Below are 10252 nucleotides of genomic sequence, written 5' to 3' on the forward strand. Positions count from 1 at the left end.
ACAGGTTGCCGCACTCATTCTGTACGTAGCGTCACCTCGCCGTCGGCCAGCCGCGCGCGCAGGCGATCGCCGGGCGCGAGCTGCGCGGTCGAGCGCACCAGCGTGCCGTCGTCGATCCGGGTCAGGATCGCGTAGCCGCGCGTCACCGTGGCCAGCGGGCTGACCGTTTCCAGCGCGCGGGCCAGCGCGCGCAGGCGTTGCGCGTCGGCCTGCAGCTGGCGCGCCATCGCCGCTTGCGGGCGCCTGCCGAGCGCCAGCAGGCGCTCGCGCAGGGCCGCCAGGCGCCGTTGCGGTTGCGCCGTGCGCAGCACCGCGGCGGCATGGCGCAGGCGCGCGCCGCGGCGTTCTTGCTGCTGCCGCCACAGCGCCAGCAGGCGGCGCGCGGCATCCTGCTGGCGCCGTCGCAGCAATTGCAGCTGCGCTTGCGGGCTCTGCGCCTGCAGCCGCAGCAAGGCGCGATCGGCGCGTTGCATCGCCTGGCGCAGGCGGTGCTGCTGCCACTGCAGCAGCCGCGCGTGCTGGCCGCGCAGGCGCGCGGCGAGATCGCGCTGGTCGGGGGCGAGCAGTTCTGCGGCGACCGACGGCGTCGGCGCGCGCAGGTCGGCGGCGAAGTCAGCCAGGGTCACGTCGGTCTCGTGGCCGACCGCCGACACCACCGGCGTGGCCGCGGCGGCGATCGCCCGCGCCAGGCGTTCGTCGTTGAACGCCCACAGGTCTTCCAGCGAGCCGCCGCCGCGGGTCAGCAGGATCGCGTCGTAGCGGCCGCTGGCATCGGCGCGCTGCAGCAGCGAGGTGAGTTGCGCCGCGGCGCTGTCGCCTTGCACCAGGCTCGGCAGGATGTCCACCTGCAGCAGCGGCAGGCGCCGGCCGAGCACGCTCAGCACGTCGCGCACCGCCGCGCCGCTGGGCGAGGTGATCACCGCCAGGCGGCGCACGAAGGCGGGCAGGGCGCGCTTGCGCTCGCTGGCGAACAGGCCTTCGGCGGCCAGTCTGGCCTTGAGTTCCTCGAAGGCGCGGCGCAACGCGCCTTCGCCGGCTTCCTCCAGATGATCCAGCACCAACTGGTAGTCGCCGCGCGCCTCGTACAGGGTCAGCCGGCCGCGCGCGAGCACGCGCAGGCCTTCGCGCGGCACGAACTTCAGCCATTGGCTCTTCGGCTTGAACATCGCGCAGCGCACCTGCGCTCGCGCGTCCTTCAAGGTGAAGTACAGGTGCCCGGACGAGGGTCGGGTGACGTTGCCCAGTTCGCCTTCCACCCAGGCCAGCGGGAACGCGCTTTCCAGCAGGTCGCGCGCCAGCGTGTTGAGCTGGCTGGGGCTGAGGATCTGGTCGTCGCGATCGGGCATGCGGGCGTTGCGATGGGTGCGGGCGGCTATCGTCGCACGTCGGCGTGATCGGCCGGTCGCGGCATGGCGCCGTCGCTTGTGGACGCTGCGCCTGCATGCCGCGCCAGCGCCCATTGCACATGCTCGCGGACCAGCGGCGAAGCGTGCTGCGCGCGCGCGCCAAGCGCGGCCAGCACCTGCGGCGTGGTCGGCGCATTGCCCAGCGCCACCGCCAGGTTGCGCAGCCAGCGCTCGTGGCCGCTGCGGCGGATCGCGCTGCCTTCGGTGCGGCGCAGGAATTCGTCTTCGTCCCAGGCGAACAGCTGCGCCAGCGTGGCCCGATCGAGGTCGTTGCGGGCGCGGAAGTCGGGCTCGTCGCTGCGCTTGGCGAACTTGTTCCAAGGACACACCAGCTGGCAGTCGTCGCAGCCGAAGATGCGGTTGCCGATCGCCGGGCGCAGTTCCTCGGGAATCGCGCCGTCGTGCTCGATGGTCAGGTAGGCGATGCAGCGGCGCGCATCCAGTCGGTACGGCGCGACGATCGCCTGGGTCGGGCACACGTCGATGCAGCGCGTGCAGGTGCCGCAATGCGCGCTGGCAGGCGGGTCGATCGGCAGCGGCAGGTCGACGTAGATCTCGCCGAGGAAGAACCAGGAGCCGCCGTTGCGGTCGATCAGGCAGGTGTGCTTGCCGATCCAGCCCAGGCCGGCGTCGCGCGCCAGGGCGCGCTCCAGCACCGGCGCCGAATCGACGAACACGCGATGGCCGAAGTGGCCGATCTCGGCCTGGACGCGCTCGGCCAGCTTCTGCAGGCGGTTGCGCATCAGCTTGTGGTAATCGCGGCCCAGCGCGTAGCGGGCGACATAGGCGCGCTCGCCGTCGCGCAGCGTGTCCCAGGCCGAATCGTCGTCGTTGCGGCCGTAGTCCAGACCGACCGAGATCACCCGCAGCGTGCCCGGAATCAGCTCAGCCGGGCGTGCGCGCTTGTCGCCATGCTGCGCCATCCACTGCATCGTGCCGTACAGGCCCTGCGCCAGCCAGTCGCGCAGATGCGCCTCGTCCTGTTGCAGCTCGATCCCGGCGATGCCGCAGCGCTGGAAGCCGAACTCGCGCGCGAGCGCGCGAATGCGCGCAGCCGCGGCATGGGGGTCGACAGGAGCAACGTTGCTGGACATGGCGCAAGTATAGAATCTCGCGCATGTCCGACTCGTTCGATCTCTACGCCACCGCCGCCGCGCGGCGCCTCGACGCGCAGGCCACGGCCCTGCTCGGCGGCGACGGCTACACGCTGATGCAGCGTGCCGGCCAGGCCGCCTGGCAGACGCTGCTGCAGCATTGGCCGCAGGCGCAGCGCATCCTGGTGGCCTGCGGCACCGGCAACAACGGCGGCGACGGCTACGTGCTGGCGCGGCTCGCGCATTGCGCCGGACGCCGCGTGCGCGTGCTGCATCTTCCCGGGCGCGGCCCGCAATCGGCGTTGGCGCAGCGCGCCTGCACCGACTACATCGGCGTCGGCGGCCGCATCGAGGTCTTCGATGCCGCGCTGGACCAGGCCGACGTGGTCGTTGACGCGCTGCTCGGCATCGGCCTCAATCGCGCGCCCGACGCCGAACTGGCCGCCTTGCTGGGTGCGCTCGCCGGGCTCGGTGCGCCGGTGTTGGCGCTGGATGTGCCCAGCGGCGTGGATGCCGAGCACGGCAGCGTGCCCGGCGCGGCCTTGCCGGCGACGTTGACCGTGCAGTTCATCGTCGCCCATGCCGGATTGCACACCGGCGCGGCGCTGAACCATGTCGGCGACGCCACCCTGGCGACGCTGGACGTGCCGGCCGCCGCATTCGACGGTTGCACGCCGCAGGCGCAGGCCTGGGCCGCCGCGGCGCTGGGCACGCGCCTGGCGCCGCGCCGGCGCGACAGCCACAAGGGCGATTCCGGCCACGTGCTGTGCATCGGCGGCAACCTCGGCAGCGGTGGCGCGGTCATGCTCGCGGCCGAATCGGCGTTGCGCGCCGGCGCCGGCCTGGTCAGCGTGGCGACGCGCGCACTGCACGTGGCGCCGCTGCTGGCGCGGTGTCCGGAAGCGATGACCCATGCGGTCGAGGACGGCGCCACGCTGGCGCCGCTGCTGCGCAAGGCGAGCGTGGTCGCGCTCGGTCCCGGGCTGGGCCAGGACGAGTGGGCGCAGGGCCTATGGCGGCTGGCGCTGGCGGCGGAGCTGCCGATGGTGATCGATGCCGATGCGCTGAACCTGCTGGCGCAAGCGCCGCGCGCGTTGCCGGACGCGGTGTTGACCCCGCATCCGGGCGAGGCCGGGCGCCTGCTCGGCATCGCCACCGCCGAGGTGCAGCGCGACCGCTTCGCCGCCGCCGCGGCGCTGGCCGAGCGCTACCGGGCGACGGTGGTGCTGAAAGGCGCCGGCAGCATCGTCGCCGCGCCAGGGCGAGTGCCGCGGGTCATCGCCGCCGGCAATCCGGGCATGGCGGTCGGCGGCATGGGCGATCTGCTGACCGGGGTGATCGCCGCGCTGCGCGCGCAGGGCCTTGACGCGTTCGACGCGGCCAGCGTCGGTGCGCTGCTGCATGCCGCGGCCGGCGATCGCGCCGCCGCCGCCGGCCAGCGCGGCTTGCTGCCGTCCGACCTGCTGCCGGCGCTGCGCCACCTGGCCAATCCGCAAGCGGAGCGATGATGCATCTCCATCTGCACGACAGCGACGCCACCGAGCGCCTGGGCCAGCTATTGGCGGCTACCCGCCCTGCGCTGGCGACGGTACACCTGCATGGCGATCTGGGCGCCGGCAAATCGACCCTGGCACGGGCGCTGCTGCGCGCGCTGGGGGTGCAGGGCGCGATCCGCAGCCCGACCTACACCCTGGTCGAGCGCTATCCGCTGCCCGACGGCGAAGCCTGGCACCTGGACCTGTACCGCATCGGCGCGGCCGGCGAACTGGATTTTCTGGGTCTGGACGAGGCCGCGGCGACGCTGTGGCTGGTGGAATGGCCCGAACGCGGCGGCGACATGCTGCCGCCCGCCGATCTGGCCGTGGCGCTGGCACTGCACGATGCCGGACGCTCGGTGCAGTTGCGGGCCGGCACCGCGGTGGGCGAGGCGTGGCTGGCGCGGGTCGCAGAACGGGACGACTTGCACGGTCTTTCTGTCGGCTGACACTAGGAAGTGCAGGCAGGTTATGGATTATTAAGGGAAAACCGCTTGTGTTTATGGCGCGGTGATGCTTGAATCGCCCCTATGCGCCTGGGGATCCGATTTTTCGCCTGTTCCGCCATCGCCGCAGGCTGGTGCCTAGCGGCGCAATCGGCGTTTGCGGGCCAGGTGCAGGCGGTGTCGGTCGGCAATGGCGCCACCGGCACCCGCGCCGAGATCCGGCTGCAGGGCAGCGGCGGCTTCACCACGCTGACCCTGGCCAATCCCAACCGGCTGGTCGTCGATCTGCCCGAATCCTCCGCCGCGCAAGGCCTGAAGCTGCCCGCCGGCAACGGCGTGGTCACCGCCGTACGCACCGGCCATCCGGTTCCCGGCACCTTGCGCATCGTGTTCGACCTGAGCAGCCCGGTGGTGGCGTTCAAGCCGCAGATGCAGACCGTCGGCGGCAGTTCGGTGCTGGTGATCGAGTGGCCGGGCGATGCGGCGTCGGCCAAGCCGGTGGCCAGCGCCAGTGCCGCCGCGCCGGCATCGACCGCGTCCAGCAATCCCCTGCCTGCCGCCGCCGCGGATGCGGTCGCGGCCAAGCCGACCCCCGATCCGCGTCAGGAAGCGGCACGCGCGACCGCGGCCTTGACCTCGTCGGTGGTGCAGCGTGCAGCGCCTGCGCCGGCACCCACGACAGCGTCCAGCGCAGCGCCGACGCCGGCGCCGGCGCCGATGGCCGGTGCGATGGCGGCGCCCGCTGCGGCCCAGGCCGCGGTGGCGGCGACCGGAACCCTTGTGCCGGCTCCATCGACCGGCAGCACCGTGCCAGCCCAGCAGGGCGTCGCGGCAGCGCCGACCCCGGCGAAGCCCGACGCCCTAGCCAGCGCCGACGACGCGGCCGTGGCTGCCGCGGCCGAAGCGCGCCCGGTGATGCCGAGCGCGCCGTCGCGGGTGGCGATGAAGCCGGGCATGCGGCCGTTGATCGTGGCTATCGATCCCGGCCACGGCGGCCAGGATCCCGGCGCCACCGGCCCGACCGGCAAGCGCGAGAAAGACGTGACCCTGGCGATCGGCCGCGAACTGGCGCGGCAGATCAACGCCACGCCAGGCATGAAGGCCTACATGACCCGCGACAGCGACGTATTCATCCCGCTGCCGATGCGCGCGCAGAAGGCGCGCGCGGCCAAGGCCGACATCTTCATCTCGATCCACGCCGACGCCGCCGAGAACCGCAGCGCGACCGGCTCCTCGGTCTACGTGTTGTCGACCAAGGGCGCCTCCTCGCAGCGCGCGCGCTGGCTGGCGGACAAGGAAAACGCGGCCGACCTGGTCGGCGGCGTGCGCCTGCAGAAGACCGACAGCACCTTGGCCAGCGTGTTGCTGGACCTGGCCCAGAGCGGGCACATGAAGGCCTCCGAAGACGCGGCCGGACACGTGCTGGGCGGACTCAAGCGGATCGGCAACAACCACAAGCCGGAACTGGAGCGCGCCAACTTCGCGGTGCTGCGCACCTCGGACATGCCGGCGATGCTGGTCGAGACCGCCTTCATCTCCAATCCGGACGAAGAGCGTCGGCTGACCGATCCGGGCTACCAGCGGCGCCTCGCCGGCGCGGTGCTGGACGGGGTCAATACCTTCTTCACCCGGCAGCCGCCGCCGGGCACGCTGTTCGCGGCGCGCGCGCAGGCCGAGGCCGAAGCGGCCAGCACCGTCGCCGGCGGCAGCCGCTGAGGCGCTCGGCTATCATCGCCGGCTGATCCTCATGACGGCGTCCGCGCCGTGAGCCGTGCCGATGTCCCGTAACCGTTGCTGTTCTCCCGATTCCGGGCCTGGCGCGATCGCCCGGCACGCGCATTGCGCGCGTGCGCCGCAGCGCAAGCGGGAGCCGGCATGAGCATCCGCCAGCTGCCCGACATCCTGATCAACCAGATCGCCGCGGGCGAGGTGGTCGAGCGACCGGCCTCGGTGGTCAAGGAACTGGTCGAGAACGCGCTGGATGCCGGCGCGCGCCGCGTCGACATCGACCTGGAAGAGGGCGGCGTGCGCCTGATCCGGATCCGCGACGACGGCGGCGGCATCGCGCCGGAGGAATTGCCGCTGGCGGTCTCGCGGCACGCGACCAGCAAGATCGCCTCGCTCGACGACCTGGAGTCGGTCGGCACGCTCGGTTTCCGCGGCGAGGCGCTGCCGTCGATCGCCTCGGTCAGCCGCTTCACCCTGGCCTCGCGGCGTCCCGGCGACGAACATGGCGTGGCGCTGCAGGTCGACGGCGGCAAGGTCGGCCAGGTGCAGCCGCGCGCGCAGGCGCCGGGCACCACGGTCGAGGTGCGCGAGCTGTTCTACAACGTGCCGGCGCGACGCAAGTTCCTGCGCGCCGAGCGCACCGAGCTGGGCCACATCGAGGAATGGCTGCGCTCGCTGGCGCTGGCGCGCCCGGACGTGGAGCTGCGCGTCTCCCACAACGGCAAGCCGTCGCGGCGCTACAAGCCCGGCGACCTGTATTCGGATGCGCGGCTGGGCGAGACCCTCGGCGAGGATTTCGCGCGCCAGGCGTTGCGCGTGGACCACAGCGGCGCCGGGTTGCGCCTGCACGGCTGGATCGCGCAGCCGCACTATTCGCGCGCCAGCGCCGACCAGCAGTATCTGTACGTCAACGGCCGCTCGGTGCGCGACCGCAGCGTCGCGCATGCGGTGAAGATGGCCTACGGCGACGTGCTGTTCCATGGCCGCCAGCCGGCGTACGTGCTGTTCTTGGAACTGGAGCCGTCGCGGGTCGACGTCAACGTGCACCCGGCCAAGCACGAGGTGCGCTTCCGCGATGCGCGGCTGATCCACGACTTCGTCTATCGCACGTTGCAGGACGCGCTGGCGCAGACCCGCGCCGGCAGCACGCCGACCGCCGGCGATGCCGCGCAGGCGCCGCCGATGGCGTATGCCGGCGGCGCGCTGCCGATGTCCGGCGCGATGGGCAGCGGCACCGGGGGCGGCGGCTACGGCGCGCAATGGCGCCCGGCGCAATCGCCGCTCGGCCTGCGCGTCAACGAGGCCCCGGCCGCCTACGCGGCGCTGTATGCCGCGCCCGCGGGGAGCGCCGATGGGGCGGCGGCGACCCTGCCGCTGCAGGCCCAGGATGCGGCCGGCGGCCTGCCGCCGACCTCGCCCGACAGCGGCGTGCCGCCGCTCGGCTATGCGATCGCGCAGCTGCACGGCATCTACATCCTGGCCGAGAACGCTGAAGGCCTGATCGTGGTCGACATGCATGCCGCGCACGAGCGCATCGGCTACGAACGGCTGAAGAACGCGCACGACGGCATCGGCCTGCATGCGCAGCCGCTGCTGGTGCCGATCACCCTGGCGGTGGGCGAGCGCGATGCCGACACCGCCGAGCGCGAGGCGGACACACTGGCCGCGCTGGGCTTCGAGATCACCCGCAGCGGCCCGCAGTCGCTGCACGTGCGCAGCATCCCGGCACTGTTGGCCCAGGCCGAACCGGAAGCCCTGCTGCGCGACGTGCTGACCGACCTGCGCGAGCACGGCCACAGCCGCCGCGTCGCCGGCGCGCGCGACGAACTGCTGTCGACGATGGCCTGCCACGGCGCGGTGCGCGCCAACCGGCGCCTCACCGTGCCGGAAATGAACGCGCTGCTGCGCGACATGGAAGCCACCGAGCGCTCCGGGCAGTGCAATCATGGACGCCCGACCTGGGCGCGCTTCACGCTGGGCGAGATCGATCGATGGTTCTTACGGGGGCGCTGATGGGCAAGTGGGGAAGAACGACGGCGCTGCTCGTCGCGCTGCTCGCGTTGGGCGCATGCGGCAAGCAGGCGCCGGCACCGGCCGCGCCGGCGCTCGCCGACAAGGCGTTCCTGGCCGATCAGCAGCGCTGGCGCGAACAGCGCAGGCAGGAACTGCAGGCGCCCGACGGCTGGACCAGCCTGGTCGGCCTGCACTGGCTGGAACTGAAGGAACACTACATCGGCAGCGGTCCCGGCAGCGGCATCCGCCTGGCGGTGGGACCGGCGCGGATGGCGCTGGTGTCGCGCGTGGACGGGCAGGTGTTCCTGACCCCGGAGCCCGGCGCGGCGCTGCGCATGGACGGCAAGCCATTGCAGCGGCGCACGCGCCTGTACAGCGACCACGACGCCACGCCCAGCGTGGTCGAGTTCGACGACGGCAAGGGCAAGCTGAGCCTGATCGCGCGCGGCGGCCGCTATGCGCTGCGGGTCAAGCACGCCGACGCGCCGACCCGGCTCGGCTTCGCCGGGTTGAGCGACTGGCCGCCGGCCGAATCCTGGCGCATCCGCGGCCGCTTCGTGCCCAACGCGCCGGGCAAGACCCTGCCGATCGTCGACATCATCGGCGTCACCACCGACTCGCCCAATGCCGGCGCGCTGGAGTTCGAGCGCGACGGCAAGCGCCTGCGCCTGGAAGCGATCGGCGAACCCGGGCGCCCGCTGTTCGTGGTGTTCGCCGACCGCACCAGCGGCCGCGGCAGCTATCCGGCCGGGCGCTTCCTGGACGTGCCGGCGCCCGACGCCGACGGCAGCGTGGTGCTGGATTTCAACCGCGCCTACAACCCACCGTGCGCGTTCACCCCGTTCGCGACCTGCCCGCTGCCGCCGCCGGAGAACCGGCTGGACCTGGCGGTGGAGGCCGGCGAGAAGAGCTACGCCGCCGCGCACTGACTGACCCGAGACTCCGATGACGCCGATTCCGCGCCTGCTGCGCAGCCTGCTGTTGTGCCTGACCCTGTTCGCCGCCGTACCGGCGCCGGCGCGCGCACCGCTTCCCGTCGCTACCCCCAGCGCCAGGCCAGCGCCGCCGACGCCGCTGCTGTGGAAGGTCGACGGTCCGCGCGGCGCGCTGTACCTGCTCGGCTCGTTCCATCTGCTCAAGCCGGACGACTACCCGCTGGCGCGCGAGGTCGATGCGGCGTACGCGGCGTCGCCGCGGCTGCTGTTCGAACTTTCGCCGCAGGACGTGGACGCGCCGCAACTGGGCGCGCAGATGCTGCAGGCGGCGCAACGCCAGGATGGCAAGCGCCTGCAGGACGACCTGGATGCGGCCACCTGGCAGCGCCTGCGCCGCTACGCCGACGGCCACGGCCTGCCGCTGCAGCAGATGGGCGGATTCGAGCCGTGGTTCGTCGGCCTGAGCATCAGCATCGCCGAGATGAAGGCGCAGGGCCTGCAGGCCGACGCCGGCCTGGACCGGCATTTCATGGACATGGCGGTGCAGGCCGGAAAGGCCGTGGAAGGCCTGGAAACCGCGCAGACGCAGATCGCGATGCTCGACGGCATGGAGCCGGTCGAGCAGCGGCAGATGCTGATCGAAGCGCTGGACGATGCCGAACAGGGCGCGGCGCAGACCCGGCGCCTGCACGACACCTGGCGCCGCGGCGACGAGCGCCAGCTGTGGCAGGAGATCGGCGTGGAGATGAAGCGCGACTATCCACGCCTGTACCAGCGCATCAACGTCGATCGCAACCAGGCCTGGCTGCCGCGGCTGGAACAGCGCCTGCGCGATGGCCAGGGCGACACCCTGGTGGTGGTCGGCGCCTTGCATCTGCTCGGCCCCGACGGCGTGGTCGAAGCGCTGCGCGCGCGCGGCTACAAGGTCGAGCGGATCCGGGCGTCGCCAGCGCTGCGTTCGCGCTGAGCAGCGACAACAGGATTGCAGCGCCGAGCCAATGCAGCGCCGTGTGCGCCGGTTAGGAGTAGCGACATTTTTGTAGGAGCGGCTTCAGCCGCGACAGGCATTGTCAGTAAAGCCTGTCGCGGCTGAAG

General features: G+C 72.4%; 8 protein-coding genes. 6 read left to right on the plus strand and 2 right to left on the minus strand.

Annotated elements, in window-relative coordinates:
* Positions 1-14 precede the first annotated feature (14 nt).
* Both xseA and queG read right to left on the minus strand, forming a co-directional pair.
* Positions 15-1346 carry an exodeoxyribonuclease VII large subunit gene (gene xseA / locus VDQ83_RS15950; RefSeq protein WP_455435679.1) on the minus strand — a complete coding sequence of 444 codons (1332 nt, stop codon included), beginning with the start codon at positions 1344-1346 and terminating at the stop codon, positions 15-17.
* A gap of 26 nt (positions 1347-1372) precedes the next feature.
* Positions 1373-2500, minus strand: coding sequence for a tRNA epoxyqueuosine(34) reductase QueG (queG, locus tag VDQ83_RS15955; RefSeq protein ID WP_455435680.1), 1128 nt, complete (start codon positions 2498-2500; stop codon positions 1373-1375).
* A 23-nt stretch (positions 2501-2523) separates the two neighbouring features.
* Between queG and VDQ83_RS15960 the strand changes: the two genes are divergently transcribed.
* The 6 genes from VDQ83_RS15960 to VDQ83_RS15985 all read left to right on the plus strand — a co-directional run bounded on the left by VDQ83_RS15960 (position 2524) and on the right by VDQ83_RS15985 (position 10124).
* Positions 2524-4008: an NAD(P)H-hydrate dehydratase gene (locus VDQ83_RS15960; protein WP_455435681.1), complete on the plus strand. Its 1485-nt coding sequence runs from the start codon at positions 2524-2526 to the stop codon at positions 4006-4008.
* Entirely contained in the window at positions 4005-4484 is a 480-nt protein-coding gene (tsaE, locus tag VDQ83_RS15965; protein WP_455435682.1) for a tRNA (adenosine(37)-N6)-threonylcarbamoyltransferase complex ATPase subunit type 1 TsaE, read from the plus strand. The genes VDQ83_RS15960 and tsaE overlap by 4 nt, the downstream gene beginning before the upstream one ends.
* Before the next feature lie 81 nt (positions 4485-4565).
* Positions 4566-6197: an N-acetylmuramoyl-L-alanine amidase gene (locus VDQ83_RS15970; protein ID WP_455435683.1), complete on the plus strand. Its 1632-nt coding sequence runs from the start codon at positions 4566-4568 to the stop codon at positions 6195-6197.
* Positions 6198-6356: 159 nt separating this feature from the next.
* Entirely contained in the window at positions 6357-8222 is a 1866-nt protein-coding gene (gene mutL, locus VDQ83_RS15975) for a DNA mismatch repair endonuclease MutL (protein ID WP_455435684.1), read from the plus strand.
* Positions 8222-9151, plus strand: a complete 930-nt coding sequence (locus VDQ83_RS15980) for a DUF1684 domain-containing protein (protein WP_455435689.1) — start codon at positions 8222-8224, stop codon at positions 9149-9151. Before mutL ends, VDQ83_RS15980 begins: the two co-directional genes overlap by 1 nt.
* 16 nt (positions 9152-9167) lie before the next feature.
* Positions 9168-10124, plus strand: a complete 957-nt coding sequence (locus VDQ83_RS15985) for a TraB/GumN family protein (protein ID WP_455435685.1) — start codon at positions 9168-9170, stop codon at positions 10122-10124.
* Positions 10125-10252 lie beyond the last annotated feature (128 nt).

This window comes from Xanthomonas sp. WHRI 7945, assembly GCF_035026585.1.